18 protein-coding genes are annotated in these 24075 nt (G+C 56.3%); 4 read left to right on the top strand and 14 right to left on the bottom strand.

All coding sequences use genetic code 11. The features are described 5' to 3' along the window. Positions 1 to 14: 14 nt before the first annotated feature. The 7 genes from rfbB to trxA all read right to left on the bottom strand — a co-directional run bounded on the left by rfbB (position 15) and on the right by trxA (position 7852). Positions 15 to 1091, bottom strand: coding sequence for a dTDP-glucose 4,6-dehydratase (rfbB, locus tag LAC65_RS00395; protein WP_039381715.1), 1077 nt, complete (start codon positions 1089 to 1091; stop codon positions 15 to 17). Further along, complete coding sequence (wecC, locus tag LAC65_RS00390; protein WP_039381713.1) at positions 1088 to 2347, bottom strand: UDP-N-acetyl-D-mannosamine dehydrogenase; 1260 nt, start codon at positions 2345 to 2347, stop codon at positions 1088 to 1090. Before wecC ends, rfbB begins: the two co-directional genes overlap by 4 nt. A gap of 2 nt (positions 2348 to 2349) precedes the next feature. Further along, positions 2350 to 3474, bottom strand: coding sequence for a non-hydrolyzing UDP-N-acetylglucosamine 2-epimerase (gene wecB / locus LAC65_RS00385; RefSeq protein WP_039385676.1), 1125 nt, complete (start codon positions 3472 to 3474; stop codon positions 2350 to 2352). 10 nt (positions 3475 to 3484) lie between these two features. Beyond that, the gene (gene wzzE / locus LAC65_RS00380; RefSeq protein ID WP_039381710.1) at positions 3485 to 4531 is read right to left on the bottom strand and encodes an ECA polysaccharide chain length modulation protein; all 1047 of its coding nucleotides are present in this window, start codon (positions 4529 to 4531) and stop codon (positions 3485 to 3487) included. Positions 4532 to 4564: 33 nt separating this feature from the next. Continuing rightward, the gene (gene wecA / locus LAC65_RS00375; protein WP_071668220.1) at positions 4565 to 5641 is read right to left on the bottom strand and encodes a UDP-N-acetylglucosamine--undecaprenyl-phosphate N-acetylglucosaminephosphotransferase; all 1077 of its coding nucleotides are present in this window, start codon (positions 5639 to 5641) and stop codon (positions 4565 to 4567) included. A gap of 274 nt (positions 5642 to 5915) precedes the next feature. Further along, on the bottom strand, positions 5916 to 7175 hold the full coding sequence (gene rho, locus LAC65_RS00370; protein ID WP_039381703.1) for a transcription termination factor Rho: 1260 nt from the start codon (positions 7173 to 7175) through the stop codon (positions 5916 to 5918). Between the two features lie 344 nt (positions 7176 to 7519). Next, positions 7520 to 7852: a thioredoxin TrxA gene (trxA, locus tag LAC65_RS00365; protein WP_039381699.1), complete on the bottom strand. Its 333-nt coding sequence runs from the start codon at positions 7850 to 7852 to the stop codon at positions 7520 to 7522. Positions 7853 to 7968: 116 nt separating this feature from the next. Between trxA and rhlB the strand changes: the two genes are divergently transcribed. Both rhlB and ppx read left to right on the top strand, forming a co-directional pair. Then, entirely contained in the window at positions 7969 to 9264 is a 1296-nt protein-coding gene (gene rhlB, locus LAC65_RS00360; protein ID WP_039381696.1) for an ATP-dependent RNA helicase RhlB, read from the top strand. Positions 9265 to 9270: 6 nt separating this feature from the next. After that, positions 9271 to 10755, top strand: coding sequence for an exopolyphosphatase (gene ppx / locus LAC65_RS00355; protein WP_039381693.1), 1485 nt, complete (start codon positions 9271 to 9273; stop codon positions 10753 to 10755). Between the two features lie 17 nt (positions 10756 to 10772). On the opposite strand, the gene rep is transcribed toward ppx, so the two are convergent. Then, the gene (rep, locus tag LAC65_RS00350; RefSeq protein WP_039385675.1) at positions 10773 to 12791 is read right to left on the bottom strand and encodes a DNA helicase Rep; all 2019 of its coding nucleotides are present in this window, start codon (positions 12789 to 12791) and stop codon (positions 10773 to 10775) included. Positions 12792 to 12942: 151 nt separating this feature from the next. Between rep and ppiC the strand changes: the two genes are divergently transcribed. Next, entirely contained in the window at positions 12943 to 13224 is a 282-nt protein-coding gene (gene ppiC / locus LAC65_RS00345; RefSeq protein WP_039381691.1) for a peptidylprolyl isomerase PpiC, read from the top strand. Here the strand turns inward: ppiC and LAC65_RS00340 are convergent, their stop codons facing one another. Then, a complete protein-coding gene (locus tag LAC65_RS00340) occupies positions 13225 to 15285 on the bottom strand; it encodes an AsmA family protein (RefSeq protein WP_039381687.1) in 2061 nt (686 codons plus the stop codon). 59 nt (positions 15286 to 15344) lie between these two features. Beyond that, positions 15345 to 16115 carry a cyclic-guanylate-specific phosphodiesterase gene (gene pdeH / locus LAC65_RS00335; RefSeq protein ID WP_039381683.1) on the bottom strand — a complete coding sequence of 257 codons (771 nt, stop codon included), beginning with the start codon at positions 16113 to 16115 and terminating at the stop codon, positions 15345 to 15347. 575 nt (positions 16116 to 16690) lie between these two features. On the opposite strand from pdeH, the gene LAC65_RS00330 reads away from it, so the two are divergent. Then, a complete protein-coding gene (locus LAC65_RS00330) occupies positions 16691 to 17563 on the top strand; it encodes an alpha/beta hydrolase (protein ID WP_039381681.1) in 873 nt (290 codons plus the stop codon). A 41-nt stretch (positions 17564 to 17604) separates the two neighbouring features. On the opposite strand, the gene LAC65_RS00325 is transcribed toward LAC65_RS00330, so the two are convergent. From LAC65_RS00325 to LAC65_RS00310, 4 genes are all read right to left on the bottom strand, one after another. Beyond that, complete coding sequence (locus LAC65_RS00325) at positions 17605 to 19095, bottom strand: M16 family metallopeptidase (protein ID WP_039381678.1); 1491 nt, start codon at positions 19093 to 19095, stop codon at positions 17605 to 17607. A 245-nt stretch (positions 19096 to 19340) separates the two neighbouring features. Then, positions 19341 to 20621 carry a dicarboxylate/amino acid:cation symporter gene (locus tag LAC65_RS00320; RefSeq protein WP_039385674.1) on the bottom strand — a complete coding sequence of 427 codons (1281 nt, stop codon included), beginning with the start codon at positions 20619 to 20621 and terminating at the stop codon, positions 19341 to 19343. 233 nt (positions 20622 to 20854) lie between these two features. Further along, positions 20855 to 22864 carry a biofilm formation regulator HmsP gene (gene hmsP / locus LAC65_RS00315; protein WP_200889506.1) on the bottom strand — a complete coding sequence of 670 codons (2010 nt, stop codon included), beginning with the start codon at positions 22862 to 22864 and terminating at the stop codon, positions 20855 to 20857. Between the two features lie 205 nt (positions 22865 to 23069). Then, entirely contained in the window at positions 23070 to 24074 is a 1005-nt protein-coding gene (locus tag LAC65_RS00310; protein WP_039381672.1) for a family 8 glycosyl hydrolase, read from the bottom strand. Position 24075: the final 1 nt, after the last annotated feature.

Genomic DNA, 24075 nt, shown 5'->3' with positions numbered 1-24075 from the left:
CTTCTGGCTCTGCTTCAGCGCGATGCGGTTAAGCCGAGGCGTTCAGCGCGATAGCTGCCGTTGAGAATAGCCTGCCACCACTGCGGGTTGGCCAGATACCACTCCACCGTTTTACGTATGCCGCTCTCAAAGGTTTCCTGTGGCGTCCAGCCCAGCTCGCGGGCAATTTTGCTGGCATCGATGGCGTAACGCAGATCGTGTCCGGGACGGTCGCTAACAAAGGCGATCAGCTCGCGGTAGCTGTTAATCGCCGCAGGACGCTGCCCGGCGGCAAGCTCATCGAGCAGATCGCACAGGGCGTGCACTACCTCAAGATTACGTCGCTCATTATGCCCGCCAATATTGTAGGTCTCTCCTGCTGTGCCGTGACTGACAACGGTATAGAGCGCGCGCGCATGATCTTCCACATAGAGCCAGTCGCGGATCTGGCTGCCGTTGCCGTAGACCGGCAGCGCCTTGCCCGCCAGCGCATTGATGATAGTCAGCGGGACCAGCTTCTCCGGAAAATGGCACGGGCCATAATTATTGGAGCAGTTGGTGACGATTACCGGCAGTCCGTACGTTCGCATCCAGGCACGCATCAGATGATCGCTGCTGGCTTTTGATGCGGAGTAGGGGCTGCTCGGCGCATAAGGCGTGGTTTCGGTGAAAAAATCATCCGTACCGTGCAGATCGCCAAAGACTTCGTCTGTGGAAATATGGTGCAGCAGGAAGCCAGCTTTGCGCGTGCTCTCCATCGCCTGCCAGTAGTGGCGTACCGCTTCCAGCAGATGATAAGTGCCGACAATATTGGTTTCGATAAAGGCAAATGGCCCATCAATCGAGCGGTCGACGTGGCTTTCTGCTGCCAGATGCATTACGCAGTCGGGCTGATACTGCGCCAGCACCCGATCAAGCTCCGGCCGGTTACAGATATCAACCTGTTCAAAGGCAAAACGCGGATGCTGCTGCACGCCCGCCAGCGACGCCAGATTGCCGGCGTAGCTTAGCTTATCCACCACCACGACCTGATGCTCCGTGCTTTCAATCAGAAAGCGCACCAGCGCTGAGCCTATAAATCCCGCGCCGCCGGTGATCAGAAAGCGTTTCATCGCCATACCCCTTTGGTATCGACAATCCACGGCTGGGCAATCTGCGCAGCGTCAATGGCCCGGAACTGTGCATGATCAACCAGCATCACCAGAATGTCAGCCTGCTGTAGCGCCTGCTCCACGGATACCAGCGAGGCGTCCTGCCCCAGCCGGTCAGGAATCGACGTAACGTGCGGCTCGACAACCCAGGTCTCTCCGCTGTGCCACGCCGCAATGCGCTGCGCGACCGCCATTGCCGGGCTCTCACGCAGATCGTCGATATCGGGCTTAAACGCCAGCCCGAAACAGGCAATAGCGATCTCGCTGGCGCGCTTATCGCTCTGCGTCGCGCACTCCGCCAGCGCCTGTTTTGCCTGCTCCAGTACCCAGCCAGGTTTGGCATCATTCACTTCACGCGCGGTGCGAATCAGCCGCGCCTGCTGCGGGTTCTGCGCCACAATAAACCACGGGTCGACGGCAATACAGTGTCCGCCCACGCCCGGTCCGGGCTGCAGAATATTGACGCGCGGATGCCGGTTCGCCAGCGCAATCAGCTCCCAGACGTTGATCTTCTGATCGGCGCAGATCAGCGACAGCTCATTAGCAAAAGCGATATTGACATCGCGGAAGCTGTTTTCCGTCAGCTTGCACATCTCCGCCGTACGCGCGTTGGTTTCAACGCAGGCTCCGCGCAGGAAAATACGGTACAGCTCGCTGGCACGCGCCGAACAGGCGGGCGTCATGCCGCCAATCACGCGATCGTTCTCCAGCAGTTCGGTCATCACCTTGCCGGGCAGCACCCGCTCCGGACAGTAGGCGATAAAGATATCGCTCTCGCCCTCATGCTGAGGAAAACGCAGATCGGGACGCGCCTCGGCCAGCCATTCCGCCATCTGCTCTGTGGCGCCGACCGGCGAAGTCGACTCCAGAATCACCAGATCGCCTGTTTTCAGTACCGGTGCCAGCGACAGCGCGGCCGCGCGGACAAAGCTCAGGTCTGGCTGATGATCGTTCATAAAGGGCGTGGGGACAGCGATCAGAAACGCATCTGCCGGTTCTGCCGTCGTGGTGGCGCGCAGCAGCCCCTGCTGCACCGCCTGCCGGACCACCTCGCCGAGATCGGGCTCCACGATGTGGATTTCCCCCCGGTTAATGGTTTCAACGGCGCGCAGATTGACATCCACGCCCACGACCTGCTTTCCCCTTGAAGCGAAAACGGCTGCCGTTGGCAGCCCGATGTAACCCAGTCCGATCACGGAAATGGTATTAAAAGACATAATTAAACTCTGTTGTTGTTCAGCGCCTGCAGAATGCGTGCGCAGGCGTGGCCGTCGCCATAAGGGTTGTGTGCCCGGCTCATACTCTGCCACGCCTCTTCGTCCTGCAGCAGCAGGGTGACTTCAGCGACAATGGTATCGACATCGGTGCCAACCAGTTTTACCGTCCCTGCCGCGACCGCTTCCGGCCGCTCCGTGGTATCGCGCATCACCAGCACCGGTTTTCCCAGCGACGGCGCCTCTTCCTGAATTCCGCCGGAATCGGTGAGGATCAGCCAGGCACGGTTCATCAACCAGACAAACGGCAGATACTCCTGCGGTTCGATCAGAATAATATTGTCGATACCGCTAAGTATCCGGTTAACCGGCTCGCTGACGTTGGGATTGAGATGCACCGGATAGACGATCTGCGCCTGCGGATGAAGGCGCGCAATCTGCGCCAGCGCACTGCAGATACGCTCAAAGCCCTTACCAAAACTTTCGCGCCGGTGACCGGTAACCAGGATCAGCTTTTTGTCCGATTCCAGAAACGGATAGTGCGCCGCCAGGCGGGCATTGAGATCGGCGTTGGTCAGCACGCGATCGCGCACCCACAGCAGCGCGTCGATTACCGTATTGCCGGTGACAAAGATACGCGCATCAGGCAGGTTTTCCCGCAGCAGGTTCTGCCGCGATGTGGTGGTCGGCGTGAAGTGATAGCTTGCCAGATGGCCTGTGAGCGTGCGGTTAGCCTCCTCCGGCCAGGGCGACATCAGATTACCGGTGCGTAAACCAGCCTCGACGTGTCCCACCGGGATCTGCTGATAAAAGGCCGCCAGGCTGGCAGCCAGCGTGGTGGTGGTATCACCGTGCACCAGCACCACATCAGGTTTAAAATCGGCTAAAACGGTTTTCATGCCCTGCAGAATACGGCAGGTAATCTCGGTCAGCCCCTGCTCCGGGCGCATGATATTTAAATCGTAATCGGGCTGCAGCTGAAACAGATGCAGCACCTGATCGAGCATTTCACGGTGCTGTGCGGTGACGCACAGGCGGGATTCAAACGCAGCATCCTGCGCCAGTGCCTGCACCAGCGGCGCCATTTTGATGGCTTCAGGACGGGTGCCAAATACAGTCAGTACTTTCACGCTGATTCTCTTATTGGCGAATAGCTGATAACGCGCGCGGCCGGCGCACCAGCGCCACACCCGCTCCGACCAGCGCCCCGATCGCTCCCCACATCACCATCATAAACAGACGGCGCGGGCTGTCGCGTGAAACGGGCTCTTCCGGCGTGCGCAGGTAGCGGTAAGTCTGGAACTGTTTATCAAGGCGTGGGCCAGCCTGTAACGTGCTCAGCATCGCCCTGTTTTGATCATAGCTCAAATCGTAGGCGGGGCCGCTGGCCTGCAGCATATCGAGCTGCGCCTGTAGCCGCTGCTGGCCCAGTAAAAAGCGATCGCTCTCTGGCAGGCTCTCACCTGCAGCAGGCGCACGGTTATCGGTAATACCCTGCTGACTGGCGAGCTTCAGCGCCTGCTCAATGCGCTGACGCTGGCGATCGTACACCGCCTGCGCCACCGCCTGCTGCCGGTCAACCTGCGACTGCAGCTGCACGTTACGCGCCTGCCATGCGCCTTTCAGCTCTTCATTCAGATGGCGTGCCGCACGCTCGCTGGCGTAAGCAATATACTGACGCAGAAGATTGTTAGCATCACCGGCGGTTTCTGCCACCAGCCGCACCGTATCAAGCGTGTTGTGCGCGCTATCTGCCGGCATAAACTGGATGTTGGTGATCATATCGTCCAGCAAGGCCGCATCATTATGCGCATTACCACTTTTACGGCTTTTAAAATAGTCGGTCTGCTGCCAGAAATCGCGCCGCGTATCCCATGAAGCGAGCTGCATGGTGAACTCCTGATAGACCTCATCCATTACGGTAGGGGCCGGATTATTCAGGCTCAGCGCATTGCTGTGGATATCGAGGTTGTTCAGAAACTGCTGCTGTACATAGTAGTCGCCCAGCATGTTAACCGTAGGCCGGTCGGTGACTGCCGTGGTGCTCCACGCCTGCTTCATCAGCATTGAAGCGAGCCAGGCCAGCAGGGCAAACAGAACAGCGCAGCCCGCTATCCAGCGTTTACCGCGCCACAGCGTGCAGCCCAGGCCGCGAATATCCAGTTCGTTCTCCACAACAGAGTTCATAACAGCGGTGTCCTTATCTGATGCTTATCCAGGTCATGTTTTATTGATATGCGCTTGATTCCATCTGCGCTTGAGACGGCGAATCATTCGTGCCATACGCCACGCGTGTTTAATGCAGTAGCCATAGAGCAGAAATGCTACCAGGAAGAGCACCAGCATGACCCACTCAGGTATGAACGCCAGATATTCGCCGAGCACGCCGATGCCTGCCAGCAGCGCCGCCGCCAGCGTGATCAGTAAAAAAGCCTGACGTGACGAGAAACCGGCACGCATGATGAGATGGTGAATATGTTGCCTGTCGGCTGAGAATGGACTCATGCCCTTGCGCAGCCGGCGATACATGATAGCCACCATATCCATCAGCGGGATGGCGATCAGCCACAGCGCTGTTACCGGCGTAATAGGATGGCTCAGGCCCTGTGTCGTTTCCAGCAGGATCCAGATAATGGTGAAACCGATCATGGTGCTGCCGGCATCACCCATAAACACTTTATAGCGTTTGCCCAGAAAACCGAGGTTCAGCAAAATATAGGGAATAGTGGCGGCGATCATGGCAAAACACCACATTGCCAGGCTGGTCATGCCGTCAAAATAGAGAATGATCCCCATTGCACCGAACGTTACGCAGGAGAGTCCGCCCAGCAGACCATCGATACCGTCGACCATGTTAAACGCATTAATTGCCGCCCAGACGGCGAACAGCGTTAATACGTAGCCAAAGGGACCGACGACAATCTCCACCGGACCCACAATAAAACCGAGACTCAGCAAATAGAGCTTGGCGCCATACATCATGACAACGGCGATAATCGCCTGCATACAGGCGCGAAACTTTACGCTGATATCAAAGCGATCGTCGAGTGCGCCGACCAGCACCAGCACGCCGGCACAGAAGAGATAGAGCAGGCCGTTCGGCATATAGGACTGCGTAATAAGGAAAGCGAAGCAAACGCCAGCGTAAACGGAAATACCGCCAACGAGAGGGATAACGCCCTGATGCTTTTTCCTTGCATTAGGCTTATCAACTAATCCGATTTTTTTTGCGACCTTACGGGCCATAAAAAGGAATGCCAGAGAGAAGAGAAAAGTTAAACCCAGCTCTGCACCCATAGTGAGTAAATTCACATTAACGCTCTCAGCTAAAATCGTGGACAACAATAAGCAAAATCCCGGTTATTGCTGTATATCCCTGTCTGACCAGGCCGCAGCGCGCGCGGTTGCTGAAAAAATCGCCGCCTTTCTGCTTGCGTCATTCTAAAACTTTTCTGACTCGCCTAATCCTAATGCGCACAAATAAAAAACGCCACGATAAGCCGTGGCGTTTAACAGAAATAATGCCGATTTATTACCTGCGTAACAATATCATTGTTTCGCTTTTAACCGCTTATGAACGCTTCATCATGTCGAAGAATTCATCGTTGGTTTTGGTCATCGCCAGCTTGTTGATGAGGAACTCCATCGCGTCAATCTCGCCCATCGGGTGAATAATTTTGCGCAGGATCCACATCTTCTGCAGCTCTTCCTGAGAGGTGAGCAGCTCTTCTTTACGGGTACCGGAACGGTTGTAGTCAATTGCCGGGAAGACGCGTTTTTCCGCAATCTTACGCGACAGGTGCAGTTCCATGTTACCTGTACCTTTAAACTCTTCGTAAATGACTTCATCCATTTTCGAACCGGTATCAACCAGCGCTGTGGCGATGATAGTCAGGCTACCGCCCTCTTCCACGTTACGTGCTGCACCGAAGAAACGCTTCGGACGATGCAGGGCGTTGGCATCAACACCACCGGTCAGGACTTTACCTGAGGCAGGAACCACGGTGTTATACGCACGCGCCAGACGGGTGATTGAGTCGAGCAGGATGATGACATCTTTTTTATGCTCGACCAGGCGCTTGGCCTTTTCGATGACCATTTCAGCAACCTGCACGTGGCGGGATGCAGGCTCATCGAAGGTAGAGGCGATAACTTCACCTTTAACCAGACGCTGCATCTCGGTCACTTCTTCCGGGCGCTCATCAATCAGCAGCACCATCAGGACGCAATCCGGATGATTATACGCAATGCTCTGCGCAATGTTCTGCAGCAGCATGGTTTTACCCGCTTTTGGCGGTGCCACAATCAGGCCACGCTGGCCGCGGCCAATTGGCGACGCCAGATCCAGCACGCGAGCGGTTAAGTCTTCAGTTGAGCCATTACCCCGCTCCATACGCAGACGACTGTTAGCGTGCAGCGGCGTGAGGTTTTCGAACAGAATCTTACTGCGGGCGTTTTCCGGCTTGTCGTAGTTAACTTCGTTAACTTTCAGCAGGGCAAAATAGCGCTCACCCTCTTTTGGCGGACGGATTTTACCGGAAATGGTGTCGCCGGTACGCAGGTTAAAACGACGAATCTGGCTGGGGGAAACATAGATATCGTCAGGACCGGCGAGGTAGGAGCTGTCTCCGGAACGGAGGAATCCAAATCCGTCCTGCAATATCTCCAGCACGCCATCACCAAAGATGTCTTCGCCGCTCTTCGCATGTTGTTTGAGGATGGCGAAAATAATGTCCTGTTTGCGCATGCGCGCCAGGTTTTCCAGCCCCATATTTTCGCCGAGAGTAATCAGCTCAGAAACCGGCGTATTCTTTAATTCGGTAAGATTCATAGTGATGGGTTCTTAAACTCGGGGTAATTCTCGAAATGATTGTCGTGAATGGTATGGCAAAAATTCCATGCCTGTTAATGGCTCTTTTTCAACACTGCTCGGCGGGTATCGTCTGATAGAGCGATAGGAAGCGAGAGACGGTCGAAAGATGATGCCGGGTATGCTAGCCGTCAGATTGCCAAACCACAAAAACGTTCAACTCGAGCGGGGTCTGACAAGAGAAATCTTTAGATGCAAACTACAAAGGTAAGTGCGTAATGCAGTATCGTCAAATTAGCACGCCTGACCAGCGGCGTCCAGCAGTGGCGAAAAAATTCACCACTGCGGAACAGAGCGCGTTGCGCTTACGCCAGATTGGCGTTCAGGAACTCTTTCAGCTGGCCTTTAGACAGCGCACCCACTTTAGTTGCCGCCACTTCGCCGTTTTTAAACAGCAGCAGGGTCGGAATACCACGGATGCCATATTTTGGCGCGGTACCTGGGTTCTCATCAATGTTCAGCTTGGCGATGGTAAGCTTACCGTCGTACTCTTCAGCAACTTCATCGAGGATCGGGGCGATCATTTTGCAAGGACCACACCATTCAGCCCAGAAGTCAACCAGGGTAACACCCTCGGCTTTCAGCACGTCAGTATCGAAACTGTCATCGGTGAGGTGAACGATTTTATCGCTGCTCATGTTTAACTCCAAAGATTATGCCTGGCGAATTGGCGTAAAATATACCAACGTTGGTTAACTTTATTTCATCGGATACGCTTTCGTAAAGCGATAGTAAGCTGATATTCTACCACACTATGAGCAAAACACACTTAACCGAACAGAAGTTTTCCGACTTCGCCCTGCACCCTCAGGTCGTGGAAGCCCTTGATAGCAAAGGCTTTCAGCACTGCACGCCTATCCAGGCGCTCGCACTGCCTTTTGCGCTTTCAGGGCGTGATGTTGCGGGTCAGGCGCAAACCGGTACCGGCAAAACGATGGCGTTTCTGACGTCAACGTTTCATTATCTTCTTTCTCACCCTGCTGCTGAAGGGCGCCAGGTTAATCAGCCACGTGCGCTGATCATGGCCCCTACGCGCGAGCTGGCCGTACAGATTCACGCCGATGCGGAGCCGCTGGCTAAAGCGACCGGCCTGAAAATGGGTCTGGCTTACGGCGGCGACGGCTATGACAAGCAGCTTAAAGTGCTCGCTGACGGTGTCGACATCCTGGTGGGCACTACCGGACGTCTGATTGATTACGCAAAACAGAACCATGTGAATCTGGGCGCTATTCAGGTTGTGGTGCTGGACGAAGCCGATCGCATGTTCGATCTCGGCTTTATTAAAGATATTCGCTGGCTATTCCGCCGCATGCCGCCTGCCACGCAGCGTCTGAGCATGCTGTTTTCCGCAACGCTCTCTTACCGCGTCCGGGAACTGGCGTTTGAGCATATGAACAACGCGGAATATGTCGAAGTGGAACCGGAACAGAAAACCGGCCACCGCATCAAAGAAGAGCTCTTCTATCCATCCAATGAAGAGAAGATGCGTCTGCTGCAGACGCTGATCGAAGAAGAGTGGCCCGATCGCGCCATCATCTTTGCTAACACCAAGTATCGCTGTGAAGATATCTGGGGCCATCTGGCCGCCGACGGTCATCGCGTCGGTCTGCTGACCGGTGATGTCCCGCAGAAAAAGCGCCTGCGCATTCTCGATGATTTCACCAAAGGCGACGTGGATATTCTGGTAGCAACGGATGTTGCGGCGCGCGGTCTGCATATTCCGGCCGTAACGCACGTCTTTAACTACGATCTGCCGGACGATCGCGAAGATTACGTTCACCGTATTGGTCGTACCGGCCGTGCCGGCGCCAGCGGACACTCTATCAGCCTCGCGTGTGAAGAGTATGCGCTGAATCTGCCCGCGATTGAGGAGTATATCGGTCACGGCATTCCGGTCAGCAAATACAACAGCGATGCGCTGCTCAGCGATCTGCCACCGGCAAAACGTCTGCAGCGCAACCGCACCGGCAACGGTCAGCGTCGCGGCGGCAATAACAGTAATCGCCGGAGCAGCGCGCCCCGTAACCATAACCGTAAACGCCCAGGTTAATCCCACATGCTAAGCGCATCATCACTCTATGCAGCGATCGACCTCGGGTCTAACAGCTTTCATATGCTGGTGGTGCGTGAAGTTTCCGGCACTATTCAGACCGTGGCGCGCATCAAGCGCAAAGTCCGGCTGGCAGCAGGACTTAATGCTGACAGCGAACTCTCTGCTGAGGCGATGCAGCGCGGCTGGCAGTGCCTGAAGCTGTTTTCGGAACAGCTGCAGGATATCCCGCCAGAGCAGATCCGCGTGGTGGCGACCGCCACGCTGCGCATCGCACGCAACGCGCCAGACTTTCTGACCACCGCTGAAGCGATCCTGGGCTGTCCGGTCAATGTTATCAGCGGTGAGGAAGAAGCGCGCCTGATCTATCAGGGCGTGGCCCATACGACCGGCGGCTCCGACCAGCGTCTGGTAGTCGATATTGGCGGCGGCAGCACCGAACTGGTTACCGGTGAAGGTTCGCACGCAACCACGCTGTTCAGCCTTTCAATGGGCTGCGTCACCTGGCTGGAGCGTTTTTTCAGCAATCGCCATCTGACGCAGGACAATTTTGACCGGGCAGAACAGGCGGCGCGCGACATGCTGCAACCCGTGGTAGCGGCGCTGCGTGAGAAAGGATGGCAGGTCTGCGTCGGTGCATCCGGTACGGTTCAGGCTCTGCAGGAGATCATGGTGGCGCAGGGGATGGATGAGCGTATCACCCTGAGTAAACTGCAGCAGCTGAAGCAGCGCGCTATTCAGTGCGGCAAGCTGGAAGAGCTGGAAATTGAAGGGCTGACGCTGGAGCGTGCGCTGGTCTTTCCCAGCGGTTTGTCGATTCTCATCGCCATTTTCAACGAACTGAATATTGATAGCATGACGCTGGCAGGCGGCGCGCTGCGCGAAGGTCTGGTGTATGGCATGCTCCATCTGCCGGTCAATCGCGATATCCGCAGCCGTACGCTGCATAATGTGCAGCGCCGTTTTTCTATCGATGTGGAACAGGCTGACCGGGTGCAGCAGCTGGCTGAACGTTTTTTTCGTCAGGTCAGCCAGAGCTGGAAGCTTGACCAGCGCTGTCGCGATCTGCTGTTAAGCGCCTGTGCCGTACACGAAATTGGCCTGAGCGTCGATTTTCGTCAGGCTCCCCGGCACGCCGCCTATCTGATCCGCCATCTCGATCTGCCTGGCTTTACGCCCGCGCAGAAAAAAGTGCTCGCCTGTTTGCTGCAGAACCAGAGCGGCAGTATCGATCTGGCTCTGCTGGCGCAGCAAAATGCCGTGCCGCCGCGTACGGCAGAACGTCTGAGCCGCCTGCTGCGCCTGGCGATTATCTTCTCCACGCGTCGCCGTGACGATACGCTTCCGGCGGTACGCTTACTGGCAGAAGAGGATACGCTGCACCTTACGCTGCCGGCGGGCTGGCTGGAGGCGCATCCGCTGCGCGCCGAGCTGCTGGAGCAGGAGAGCCACTTTCAGTCCTACGTTCACTGGCTCCTGACCTTCTCCTGATGACGTGACGGCTGCCACTACTTTTTTGCATTCGCCAGCATTGCCCGCAACCCGGCCACCCGGGTTTGCCCGGTTTTAACGCGCTCTTCTGCGCTTACCACTTTTTTCTCACGCTCCCACTCGACGTCATCCTGCGGCAGTTCCAGCAAAAAACGGCTGGGTTCAGGACGAATCAGCTCACCATACTGGCGACGCTCCCGGCAGAGCGTAAAGGTCAGCTCTTTCTGTGCGCGCGTAATGCCTACATAGGCGAGACGCCGCTCCTCTTCGATGTTGTTCTCATCAATGCTGCTCTGATGCGGCAACAGACCTTCTTCCATGCCGACCAGGTAGACATAGGGAAATTCCAGCCCTTTTGATGCGTGCAGCGTCATCAACTGAACCTGGTCGAGATCTTCATCACTCTCTCCCCGCTCCATCATATCGCGCAGGGTAAAGCGCGTGACAACCTGTGCCAGCGTCATGGGCTCATTCAGCTCATCACCTTCAAGCATTTCCGTCATCCACTGGAACAGCGTATTGACGTTTTTCATCCGCATCTCTGCGGCTTTCGGACTGCCGGAGGTCTCAAACAGCCAGCTCTGATAGTCGATACCGCGGATCAGATCGCGCACCGCGCTAATCGGCTCCCGTTCAGTCAGCTGCACAATCTCATTCAGCCAGTGGGTAAAACGCTGCAGATGCTCCAGACCGCGCCCGCTTAGCGTCTGAGCCAGCCCCATGTCAAAACTGGCATTAAACAGGCTCTTATTACGCAGCGTGGCCCACTCACCCAGCTTCTGCAGCGTGGCCGGGCCGATTTCGCGACGCGGCGTATTTACGATGCGCAGAAACGCGCTGTCGTCATCCTGATTAGTCAGCACGCGCAGATAGGCCAGCAGATCCTTGATCTCCGGGCGTGAAAAGAACGAAGTGCCGCCGGAAATACGGTAGGGAATGCGGTTCTGCATCAGCAGCTTTTCAAACACGCGCGACTGATGATTGCCGCGATAGAGAATGGCGTAATCTTTATACTGGGTGCGGTTGATAAAGTGATGTGCGATCAGCTCGCCGGTTACGCGCTCCGCTTCGTGGTCTTCATTATTCGCGCTCAGCACCTTCAGCGATTCGCCTGACCCCAGTTCAGAAAAGAGACGCTTTTCAAACACGTGCGGGTTATTGGCGATCAATATATTAGCCGCTTTGAGAATACGCTGCGTGGAGCGATAGTTCTGCTCCAGCTTCACGACCTCCAGCGCCGGAAAGTCCTCTTTCAGCAGCACCAGGTTTTGCGGACGCGCCCCGCGCCAGGAGTAGATAGACTGGTCGTCATCGCCCACCACGGTAAATCGCGCGCGCGCGCCGACCAGCAGTTTTACCAGCTCATACTGGCTGGTGTTGGTATCCTGATACTCATCCACCAGCAGATAGCGAATACGCTGCTGCCAGCGTTCGCGTACCGCCTCATTACGCTGCAGCAGCAGCGTGGGCAGCAGGATGAGATCGTCAAAATCGAGCACGTTGCACGATTTGAGATGCCGATCATAGAGCTGATAGCAGTGCGCAAATATCTGGTCACGCTGGGATTTTGCTATTGCTGCCGCACCCTGCGGATCGATCAGATCATTTTTCCAGTTAGAGATCGTGGCAATCAGCTGCTGCAGCTGTGTTTTATCCTCTTCCAGCCACTGGCTGGTCAGCTCTTTCAGCAGCGCCAGCTGATCCTGGTCGTCAAACAGCGAAAAGCTCGATTTCATCCCCAGCGCGGCATATTCACGCTTGATAATCTCCAGCCCCAGCGTATGAAAGGTTGAAATCATCAGGCCGCGCGCCTCTTTGCGTCCCAGCGTTTGCGCCACGCGCTCTTTCATTTCGCGCGACGCCTTATTGGTAAACGTCACCGCAGCAATGTGGCGCGCCTGATAGCCGCATTCGCGGATCAGGTGAGCGATTTTATTGGTAATGACGCGGGTTTTACCGGACCCCGCCCCCGCCAGCACCAGGCAGGGGCCGGTGACAAATTCGACAGCACGTTGTTGGCCGGGGTTTAAACGCATAAAAAACATCACTCGATTGAATCAGACAGGAAGAATTACATCGCGTCGCAGGGTGCGTACCTGAACGCAAAGGTCGCCATCAATGGCGCCCCTGCAACTGACGCGCACTACGCTATAATGCGCCGCACATTATACATAACAGGAGAGCACCATGGCGAAAACCGCAGCAGCTTTACATATCCTTGTGAAAGAGGAAGCACAGGCGAAAGCCCTGCTGGCGCAGCTAGAGAAAGGAGGCAACTTTCAGCAGCTGGCAAAAAAACATTCAACCTGCCCGTCCGGACGCAACGGCGGTGATTTGGGCGAGTTTCGTCAGGGACAGATGGTGCCGGCTTTTGATAAAGCGGTTTTTACCTGCCCGCTGCTGAAGCCTTACGGACCGGTAAAAACCGCGTTTGGTTACCACATCATTAAGGTGCTATGGCGCAGTTAATCACTTCTGGCTCTTCATCTGCTGCAGCACATTGCTGCACTGATTAGCGTCGGTGTCGCTGGGTGAAATCAGCGCCAGCAGCGCGGCAGCCGGTGCCACAACCGCCCCCAGCGCTACGGCCGCCGCACCGCGTGCAATAAGCGGCCCGGTTTTAACCCCGGCATCCGGATTTTTAAAGGTTCCGCGCACGTAGAGCGGAGAACGCAGCGTAATAATGCGAATGCCTTTGCTCTCAGGATTTACCGACAGATCGAGTCGCTCGCTGGCAAAGTTAACGTTGCCGGTGACGTTGATTACCGCATTTTCGGTATCAAACACGAACAGGCGCGGCGTTGCGACGCCCTGGCGCAGCGTAAGATCGGTGGCGGCACAGTTGATGCGCACTTCATCATCACCAAACAGTTTACCCACCACGTAGTTTCCGACGTTAAGCCCGGCAATTTCCATCAGGCTGCGGCTGATGAGGCCATCGTTCATCAGCAGGCGCAGCTGACCGTTGCTGCTGCCCAGCAGTGCGGCAACCGAATTGCCGGTACCGCTTAGCGTTGCGTCTCCGTTGAGCTGGCCCAGGCTGCGCTGCATGGCGGTTACATCAGGGAACAGCTGGCGCAGCTGCAGTTTGCGCGCGTGCAGATCGGCGCGGCCGCGCATCGGTGAACGGCTGCCCTCAAGCCGGATAGTGGTATTGATATTGCCGCCGGCCATGCCGAAGCGCAGCGGATCAAGCAACAGATCGCCTTTTTCCAGCGTCAGATGCGTATAGAGGTCGCTGAGCGGCAGCTTGCTGCTGTGCTCAATGCGCTTGCCGCTAAACTTCACGTCGGCATCCATCGCATCCCAGCTTTTGGTTTCAAACTTATCGTAAGGCAGCACGCGATCGGCAGGCTGCGTGGCGGCTTCACCACGCTGCGCCTTCGCCCGCGCCGTTTTCTCACTCCCTTTACCGGAATCAACGCCAATCAGCGGGCCGAGATCGGCCATGCGCAGCTGACGGGAAGTGAGTTCGCCGCTCAGCTTCGGCCGGGGTTTGCCCTGACGATAGGTGAGCGATCCATGGATATCACTGTCACCGATATGGCCATTAAACTTTTCATAGCGGAACAGCGCGCCTTTGGCGTCATTAAAGCGGGCAGTCAGATGACCGTCAGTTTCATAAGGGGGGGTATCAGGCAGCAGCACGCCGGTTAAGCCATAGAGATTGGCCAGCGTATCGCCGGAAAATCGCAGGCGCACATCCAGCCCGCCCAGGTTCAGCGGATCCTGCAGCGTGCCTTCCAGCCTTACCCGCGTGGTGCCGTTACGCAGATCGGCCTGCAGCGGAAATGGCGTGGTTTTGCTGCGCAGTGAAAGCATGCCGCCAATTCTGCCGTCGCCGGAAAGCGGCTGCTGGTTATAGGTGCCTTTCGCCTGCCAGCCAAAAACAAAATCGCCAGCGCCTTTCTGCTTATCATCGCCGCCGGTAACCTGAGCATAAGGCACGGGTTTACCGAGTGAGTTGATATTCACCGTTACATCCGCTTTGTTGATCGCATCGCGGTAGCGCAGCTGCCCCTGATCAAACAGAATATTATCCATGCGGAATGACCAGGCTGAGGGAGCCGCGTCAGCCTCGCTGTTTTCGCTACTGGCGAGCGTAAATGTCCAGTTATTCTTCTTGCTGGCGAGCTGTATCAGACGCGCGTCGGGCTGCTGCAGCTTGATCCAGGGCAGGTAGATCTCTTTGTGCAGCAGCGCCAGGGGGGCCAGCGTCGCATCAACGCGCTGCAGGTGTACCATCGTCACGTCAGGAATGTCGGGCGGATTGCCCAGCATGATATCTTCAGCGTGTACCTGCGGCCAGGGGATCCAGCTGCGCCAGCCCGGCTCAGCGCGGTTACGCGCCCAGTGTACGCCAAGGTCGCCGCGTATCGCGAAAGGACGGTTCAGCTCTGCTGACACTTTCTGATTAATGGTTGGTTTCAGGCGGTTCCAGTCAAAGGTGGCAATCACCACAACCAGTACCACGATCAGTAACAGCAGAATGCCCGCCACCCAGCTGGCAGCTTTTCCCATGCGAGTCATGCTTTTTCCTCCTTGTTCTCACGTCTCATTAAAGATAGTCGAGACGCGGCGCAACAACATCAGAGAAGCATCAACGGCAGCGATCCCAGCTCACTAAAAGGAAGCGGACGGGAAAAAAAGTATCCCTGAGCTGCAATAGCGGGTGAGGATTGTACCTGGCGCCACTCCTCTTCGGTTTCCACGCCCTCAACTATTACGCCATTGCAGTAGCGATTAATAAGCGTCAGCAGCGTTGAGAAAAGGACTCGCCCCTCTTCTGACGCGCGCAGCAGCATAAAGAGTTCACGCGATAATTTGATGTAGTCATAGCGCAGTTCGGTCAGCGCGGAAAAATTTGCCATGCCGGAGCCAAAATCATCCAGCCATAGCGGCCCCAGCTCCGGCATCTGCGCCACCATCTCCTCCTGCGGCAGCGCATGATGCTCAGTGAGTTCAAAGCGCACCCATGGCAGCTGGCCAATCAGCCGTCGCAGGGCCGAATGCTGCTGTATCGCCAGCAGCGTCGGCCCGTCAATATTGACCGATGCCACCAGCTGATGGCGGATAAAAAAGCGGGACCACGTCAACAGCAGAGTAAGTTGTTCATGCACCACATCCAGCCGCTGCTCTGTCGATAGCGCAGCAAAGTAGCTTTCCGGTGAAAGACGCTTTTCCGGCATAGCCGCGTGCGTAACGGCGGTCAGCAGCTCAATCGCCAGCAGGCGGCCAGATATCTGATAAATAGGCTGAAAATTATAAGTACGCTGGCACTGCTGCCGGAAAAATGCGATATCCGGTTGCGCATGTTTGAGAGAAACAGGCAGCCGGTGTCCGGAATTCTTCATCACCATGGTTTTTTCCTGGTCGGTGGTGAGTGCCTGCAGAAAGCAACCCGGCGGCAAGTATCGGCTGGTCCCTGGATAACTTTATCGCTTTGTGCAGCCATATAGGGCGTCGAGTCTAACAGCGCGCCTTTGCCTTAATCGCAGAAACAGAGGATGCTTTGTCTGCTAAATCGTCGCCGGAGGGCGATTTAAAGACTTAAGGCAAACTGACGCGCCAGAAAACCGGCCGCCGGAAGGGTTCGGAAAAAGGCGCAGCCGGAGGGATTTCTCCGCTGAAATTTCCCGTGACTGGTTTGACTTACTACTCTGTTTTATCCTGTTCATTGCGCTTAGTACGCCTCTTCCATCTTTCGCACTTTATCTGAAGTGTGCACTTATTATCTTCGCTAAACATAACTGTTTAAATTCAGTCTCTTGAAAGAGAATTCCCGCCTGCCAGGTATAGTCTGATTCTCGCTGGTTATCGTTTTTTCGGCTGGACGACAACGCAAAAGAAGACCATCTTTTAATCAATAACAGCAGGACACTGTTCCTTCGGCCGCAGAAAAACAACGACTATACGCCCTGCTCAGGACAGATTTATGCACACAGAAATTATCAATATCTGGCCATCCGGTGATGCGCCAGGCGCCAGTGACTCCCGCGCTCAGCCGCAGATTGTTGACCTGGCTAAAGAGTATGAGCCTTACGATCGCGCAGCCACCGGCGTGCGCTGCCCGGAAATGGCTATCTGGTATCCGGAAACCTCCAACGGGATCACCCTGCTGGTGGCACCGGGCGGCGGTTATCAGCGGGTGCTAATCGATCGTGAAGGCAGCGCGCTGGCCACGTTTTTTACCTCGATGGGCTATACGCTGGCCGTAATGACATATCGCCTGCCCTATGACGGGCATCATGAAGGCGCGGATGCACCGCTGGCCGATGCCCAGCGGGCGGTCCGCGTGCTGCGCGAACGGGCGCAGCAGGGCAAAAACGGTAAGTACATTGTGATGATGGGCTTTTCCGCAGGCGGCCACGTTGCGGCCTCGCTGGGAACGCGGTTTAACGAGAAGCTCTATCCGGTCCAGGATCGTATCGATGCGCTCTCACCGCGCCCCGACGCTATGGTGCTGATCTACCCGATTATCAGTATGCGTGACGGCCTGGCACACGAAAGTTCACGCACGCGCCTGCTGGGCGCCTGGCCGGATCAGAAAAGTATCGATGCCTATTCGCTGGAGACGCGCGTGCACGCGCAAACACCGCCAGCCCTGCTGATCCATGCGGCTGACGATGAAGCGGTTTCCGTTAACCACAGCATGCTGTTCTTCAGCGCGCTGCGTGAACATAAAATTCCGGCCGAGATCCATTTTTATCAGAAAGGCGGGCACGGTTTCGGTATCCGCGGCGTAGCCGATCTGCCACTGGCAAGCTGGCCGATGCTGGTCACCGAATGGCTGCGGGCGAAAACCTGACGTTGTTACGCCCTGCGCGGAATTCATCACAGGGGGCGCATTTATGCGCCCCGATCGGTGCTGTTTTCTGCTTTACTGCTTTCGTCCGGGGCCGGGGCGGCGGGCGCATCAGGCACTGCCATCACCTTGTTCCAGCTCTCCTGCAACATCTTCACATTGGTCTCTGCTTCGCCCTGTGGCTGGATCAGTACCATAGTCAGCTCCTGCGTCAGCTGCTGGCGCAGTTCCTGGTTGAGCTGCTCACGCGTTAACTCACTCAGGAAAGACTGGCGCAGTTTCTGATACTGCTCGGGAGCAATATCCACTACCGCATTCTGCTGCGAGCGCAGGCGCTGCCCCATCAGAATGTCAGTATCCGTACGGGCGTAGGTGGTAAACAGCTTATTCAGCTCCAGCAGCTTCTGCGCCATAAGCGCATCAAATTCATCCTGCGGCAGCCCTTTATCGCGAACCACGGCCAGCGCTTTAGCGATCTGATTCATGTTTTGCGGCAGTGACGCGTTGGGACTCTCCATATTGATGGAGCACTGCGCGCGCTGATAAAGCACGCGGCAGTCAAAGCCGACCTGCACATTTTGCGCTTTATTATCTGCCAACGCGCGCTGCACGTGCCAGAACAGCGCTTCCCGCGCCAGATCGCTCTGCCAGTAACGTTGCAGATACTGCGATTCGCGAATCGGTTGCCACGACGTATCCCATACCAGCGACAGCCGATCCTGTGCCAGAGAGCCATCAACCAGATTGACCGGCTGATGCGGCAGCGGCGACAGCGTGGGCAGTGGTGCCGGCGTATCGCGTTTTCCTTTCAGCGTTGCGAAAGTCTTGCCAATCTGCTCCATGATAGTGCGGCTGTCGACATTACCAACCACATAGAGCGTCATATTATCTGGCGTATACCATTGCTCATAAAAACTGTTCAGCTGCGCGGGATCGACCGGCGCGCGCGGTGGCTCACCGGGGTCGTGCGCCAGCATGGTTGAGCCTTTCAGGCGGTAGCGCCACCAGACATCCTGCGTGTCAGATGGCCAGGTGGCGATGGGATCGGTCGCGCTTAATGCCGTCGCGACCACCTGCTCATTAATGCTCATCTTACCCGCGGTCGCCGCCAGCCAGTTTAACGCTTCTTTAAGCAGTTCTGGCCGGTTGTTGGGCAGACTGAGGTTGTACTGAGTGTAGTCGTATGACGAGATCGCTGGCGGCAGCGGACGCTGCGGATCCATCGCCTGCTGCCACAGTGCACGCTGCTGATTGGTATCCAGCGCGGTGTTATGCACCATCGCCAGGCGCGGTAACAGATGACTGAAGCCGGTCTGCTGAGCGCTCTCCGCCAGCGAGCCGGTATTAACCACCAGGCGAAGCTCAATGCGATCGCTGGGACGTTGTGGTGTGGTCAGCAGCTGCCAACTGAACCCGTTGTCCAGTTTGCCCTCCTGCCAGGCGGGATCGGGCTGAAGTGTTTCGGCGTGCGCGCCGAAACCGGTTGCTGCAAGCAGCAAGCCGCCAACCAAAAGCCGAATTCTGGTGCCCTGCATGTGAACCCCTAATCAAACAGATAAACGCTTGTTAGCACGGACTGACTGGCCACCGGGAAAGCGGCCCGCGCGGCGTATTGCCGCCGCGTTTATTTAATGACAGTTCCTTTGACCACAGGATGGCCAGGAAGTCGCGCAACAAGGAAAAAAATCGGGAAAAAAATCAACGGGGTTTATTATGCAAATGCCCGCTGTCAGGGCAAGTGACAGCGGGCATTTAATCGGAAATTAACGCAAATTGCGGATTATGCGCCGGTATGAGAGACGTGATTGACCTTTTTCGCTGAAGAAAGCGTCTCTTTCATCTGGTTTTCATCCAGCTGACCCACCCACTTAGCCACCACCACCGTGGCTACGCCGTTACCGACCAGATTAGTCAGCGCACGCGCTTCGGACATAAAGCGGTCGATGCCCAGAATCAATGCCAGGCCCGCGACCGGCAGATGCCCTACCGCAGAGAGCGTCGCGGCGAGAACAATAAAGCCGCTTCCGGTAACGCCCGCCGCGCCTTTCGAGGAGAGCAGCAGAACCACCAGCAGGGTGATCTGATGGAAGATATCCATATGAGCGTTGGTCGCCTGCGCAATAAACACGGCGGCCATGGTCAGATAGATTGAGGTACCATCCAGATTAAACGAGTAGCCCGTTGGAATAACCAGCCCCACCACCGATTTTTTGCAGCCGAGGCGCTCCATCTTATCCAGCATGCGCGGCAGCGCTGATTCAGACGATGACGTACCCAGCACAATCAGCAGCTCTTCTTTTATATAACCGATAAATTTGAAGATGTTAAAGCCAGCCCAGCGCGCAATTGCGCCCAGCACGATCACGACAAACAGGATACAGGTAATATAGAAACAGATGATCAGCTGGCCAAGCTGCACCAGCGAGCCGACACCATACTTACCGATGGTGAAGGCCATGGCACCAAACGCCCCGATAGGTGCCAGGCGCATAATCATGTTGATCACGCCAAAGATCACTTTTGAGAAGCTTTCGATAACGTTGAACATCACGGTACCGGCGCTGCCGAGGCGATGCAGTGCGAAACCAAACAGAATAGCGAACAGCAGCACCTGCAGAATGTTGCCGCTGGCAAAGGCACCAATGACGCTGCCCGGGATGATATCAAGCAGGAACGCGATCACACCCTGCTGCTCTGCCTGCTGTGCATAAACGGCTACCGCTTTCGCATCCAGGGTGGCGGGATCCACGTTCATTCCTGCGCCAGGCTGAACCACGTTCACTACCACCAGTCCGATGATCAGCGCGATAGTACTGACGATTTCAAAATAGAGCAGCGCTACGGCGCCAGTGCGTCCGACGGCTTTCATGCTCTCCATGCCGGCGATACCGGTCACCACCGTACAGAAGATTACGGGGGCGATGATCATCTTGATCAGCTTTACAAAACCATCACCAAGCGGCTTCATCTGCGCGCCTAATTCGGGATAGTAATGGCCTAACAGAACGCCGATGCCGATGGCAACCAGCACCTGAAAGTAGAGGCTTTTAAACAGTTTCATAACAGGTGTCCAGGTAGAGACGGCATTCACCGCCTGTGTCAGGGAGAAACGCATGCGGCAAGCCGCCTGAGAGCGTAAAACCTTACCGATAAACTGAAAATAACACCCTGTTAACAGGATGAGTATCCCCTGACATTCCTTACAAAAGTTACAAAACTCTAACTATGAACTGAAACGCTTCAGCTGGCGCTGTGGCGCGGTTTCTGCAGAACAATCAATTGATAAGGTCACTATCACGTGCGTGAACAGCGCTGCAGCCAGCCCTGTTCAAAGGTGGTAAGCGGCAGGGCTTCGGCATACAGATAGCCCTGACCAATAGTAATGCCACGCGCCAGCAGCCAGTCGCGCTGCTCCGCCGTTTCCACCCCTTCAGCCACAACGTCAGCATCCACAATCTTTGCCACGGCGGCCACAATGCGCACCATAGTGTCATCGTCCGGCAGCGCGGCGACAAAGCTGCGGTCCATCTTCAGCTTATTAACCGGTAACGCTTTAAACTGATGCAGATAATTGAGATTGCAGTAGCCCATACCAAAATCGTCCAGCGCAACGGCAACTCCGGTCTGCTGCAGCGCGAGCAGCAGCGCCATCGCCTGTTCGGCATCACCTATTCCGGCGGTTTCGGTGACTTCCAGCACTAAAGAACCCGGCCGGATGCAATGCCGTTCCAGCAGGCTCTGCAGATGCGTCACCATGCCGCTGTCGCGCAGCTGGACGGCCGAAATATTTACGCTCAGCGGCAGCGTAATCCCCCGTCGCTGCCAGCCGGCCAGAATGCGGCACGCCTCTTCAAATACCCAGCGACCGATGGCGGAAATCACGCCGATCTCTTCCGCGCTGGCGATGAACTCTTCCGGCAGCCCGAAGCTGCCATCCGCCATCCGCATACGCAGCAGCGCTTCAGCCCCCGTCAGCTCACCGGTTGCCATGTTAAGCTGGGGCTGCAGATAAAGCGCAAACTCACCCTCCTGCAGCCCCTGCAGAATGTCATGCTCCTGCGTCAGCCGCTTCTGCGCCCGTTCGGTCAGGACCGGATCAAAAAACAGGATCTGATTTTTCCCCTGATGCCGCGCTGACATCATGGCTGACGTCGCCCGATCCAGCTGCTCGCGGGCAGAGCAGAGGCTCTCGTCAGAGAGCGACAGCCCGATACTGGCATTGGGTCGCAGCTGCAGCTGATACAGATTGACCGGCTGATTGATACGCAGCATCAGGTTGCGCGCCAGACGCATCGCGCGGAAGGGGTTGTGCGCCCGCTTCAGCAGCAGCGCAAAATCGCTGGGCCCCGTCTGCGCCAGCAGCGTGTGGTCATCAATCGTACTGCGGATTTTCTCTACCAGCGTCAGCATCAGCGCATCACGCTGCTCATCGCTCAGCACGCCGTTGGCTTCCTGCAGCGTTTCGATACGGATAACCATGACGCTCCAGGGCTGCTGCCGGTGACGCTGCTGCAGATGCTGGTCGAGCAGTGCCAGGAACAGCGTGCGGTTAGGCAGATCCGTCACGGCAAAATGGGTGGTCAGCCGGCTCATCTCATCGTGAACGGACTCCAGCACCTGCTGATTGCGGTTATAGCTGCGGATCAGCATGCCTATCTCATCATCGCGGTGATTGCCGGGCAGCGTAAGCTTATGTGTCAGGATGGCTTGCGGCGGCAGCTCCTGCAGCTCGCGTGAAATATCGCGCAGCGGGTGCACAACCAGACGGTTAATACACCAGCTAATAGCGACTGAGAGGATCAGCGCCATCAGCAGCCAGGTGGTGATCATGGTTGAGAGCGTACTGAGCAGAAACTGGTAAACGCGCGAGGAGTCCGCCTGAAGCACCAGATAGGCGATGGGCTTTGGCATGCCGCCCCGCTCTATCGCATACAGCGGCAGCGTGATCTGCACCGGCAGTTCAAACAGCCGGGCGACCAGACGCGGAACCGGCTTTTCCGGTGCAAAATCGGCGTGCAGCGCCTGAAACGCATTGGGCAGCACCACATCGGCCCGCGACAGGATACCGGCGGGTTTCAGTGTATTAAGAATATGCTCCGCCTGAGGGATGTCCGCTTTCAGCACCGCCTCTGAGAGCGGCTGGCGTACCGTGTGCGCCACATTCTCCATCTGCTGGGCGTAATCAACCCTGCGCTGCTGCACAAAATGAAAAAGCTGGATAACGATAAAAATCGTGATCGTCACCAGCACAACCGCAGACACGGCTGCCATTTGCTTGATGGTTAACGAGCGACTGACGCGCAACAAAATTTCTCCCGGCCGCAATGCCGCCATAATTCGCAGTGATAGTAGCCTGAATGCGCAGCAAGTATATCCCAGGTCTCAGACGTTGTACGCCGCGATAAGGGTGAAAATCATCGGTCGGAAGGAAGAGAGGCGCGTTTTCAGCGTTTTACCCGTTGCCGGGAGCGTAGAAAGCGAGCGCGCACCGCGCGCTCGCAGGAGAGCATTAACCTTTTTCCTGCCAGGCAAGCCACACTAATAGCTGCAGGCTGGCAGAGAAGTAATTCTGTTCCGGCTGAATGCGGTCGCTGAGATGACCGGTCTGGTTCAGCGTCAAATCGCGTACCGCTGTCAGGCCGCCTTCCATATTATAAGGCGCCGGGCTGTTAGCCAGTACGTCGAACCAGGCCGGCGTAGTCTGACGCGGATAGCCCTGCCAGACGTGCTGAAAAGGCACCAGCCGCAGGCTCTGCGGATCGTACCACCAGATATTCAGCGGCACGCGAATCGCATCATAACTGAACCGATTAGAGTACCCCACCGCCGGTGCGACAGAGCCATCCGCGTTCAGCGCGACCCAGTCCAGTGGCAGCGCGGTTTTACCAAACTGCATCTCACCCAGCAGCGTCATGCCATCGTCAATGAGCGTATTCCAGACGCGCAGATGGCTCTGCTGAGCAAACGCCTGCCAGGCAGCAAACAGAAAATAGGAGGGGTTCAGCACGACGTAGCTCGACTTATTAAAGCCGTTTGCGCCAGGCAGCATAACTTTGTGTCCGGCGTAATCGATCACGTTCAGCTTAATAATTGCCCGCTGAATGCGATCGGAATCCTGCTGATAATCTCCTCCCCACTTTTGGGCCGCGCGCTGCAGCGCCCAGGCAATGAGCACATTACCGTCGCTGGCGTCGTTTTTGTCTGCCACCGGATCGGCCGCATCAGGCACATAGCGCCAGTAGAACAGGTCATTTTGCGGATTATGCAGATGCGCACGCGTCCACTGCCACAGCAGATCAAAGGTAGCGCGATCGTTATTCGCTACCGCCAGCAGCATGCCATAGCCCTGACCCTCTGTATGGCTGACGCCTTTGTTGCCGGTATCGATAATCCGGCCGTCGCTGTTCAGAAAGCGGCTTTTATAACTGCTCCAGCCGTCTGCCATCGCCTGCGCGCTAAAAAATATCATCATTAAACAGAGCATCCACCGACGCCCGTGCCGCATTACATTCATT

The organism is Pantoea eucrina (assembly GCF_020079945.1).
GTDB lineage: Bacteria > Pseudomonadota > Gammaproteobacteria > Enterobacterales > Enterobacteriaceae > Pantoea > Pantoea eucrina.
Note: the sequence above shows the minus strand (reverse complement) of the source record. Positions and strands in the feature narration are given on the sequence as shown.

Coding starts and splice junctions, on each gene's coding strand:
- rfbB (WP_039381715.1), bottom strand. CDS start 1,091: ATGAAACGCTTTCTGATCACCGGCGGCGCGGGATTTATAGGCTCAGCG.
- wecC (WP_039381713.1), bottom strand. CDS start 2,347: ATGTCTTTTAATACCATTTCCGTGATCGGACTGGGTTACATCGGGCTG.
- wzzE (WP_039381710.1), bottom strand. CDS start 4,531: ATGAACTCTGTTGTGGAGAACGAACTGGATATTCGCGGCCTGGGCTGC.
- wecA (WP_071668220.1), bottom strand. CDS start 5,641: ATGGGTGCAGAGCTGGGTTTAACTTTTCTCTTCTCTCTGGCATTCCTT.
- rho (WP_039381703.1), bottom strand. CDS start 7,175: ATGAATCTTACCGAATTAAAGAATACGCCGGTTTCTGAGCTGATTACT.
- trxA (WP_039381699.1), bottom strand. CDS start 7,852: ATGAGCAGCGATAAAATCGTTCACCTCACCGATGACAGTTTCGATACT.
- rhlB (WP_039381696.1), top strand. CDS start 7,969: ATGAGCAAAACACACTTAACCGAACAGAAGTTTTCCGACTTCGCCCTG.
- ppx (WP_039381693.1), top strand. CDS start 9,271: ATGCTAAGCGCATCATCACTCTATGCAGCGATCGACCTCGGGTCTAAC.
- rep (WP_039385675.1), bottom strand. CDS start 12,791: ATGCGTTTAAACCCCGGCCAACAACGTGCTGTCGAATTTGTCACCGGC.
- ppiC (WP_039381691.1), top strand. CDS start 12,943: ATGGCGAAAACCGCAGCAGCTTTACATATCCTTGTGAAAGAGGAAGCA.
- LAC65_RS00340 (WP_039381687.1), bottom strand. CDS start 15,285: ATGACTCGCATGGGAAAAGCTGCCAGCTGGGTGGCGGGCATTCTGCTG.
- pdeH (WP_039381683.1), bottom strand. CDS start 16,115: ATGGTGATGAAGAATTCCGGACACCGGCTGCCTGTTTCTCTCAAACAT.
- LAC65_RS00330 (WP_039381681.1), top strand. CDS start 16,691: ATGCACACAGAAATTATCAATATCTGGCCATCCGGTGATGCGCCAGGC.
- LAC65_RS00325 (WP_039381678.1), bottom strand. CDS start 19,095: ATGCAGGGCACCAGAATTCGGCTTTTGGTTGGCGGCTTGCTGCTTGCA.
- LAC65_RS00320 (WP_039385674.1), bottom strand. CDS start 20,621: ATGAAACTGTTTAAAAGCCTCTACTTTCAGGTGCTGGTTGCCATCGGC.
- LAC65_RS00310 (WP_039381672.1), bottom strand. CDS start 24,074: ATGAATGTAATGCGGCACGGGCGTCGGTGGATGCTCTGTTTAATGATG.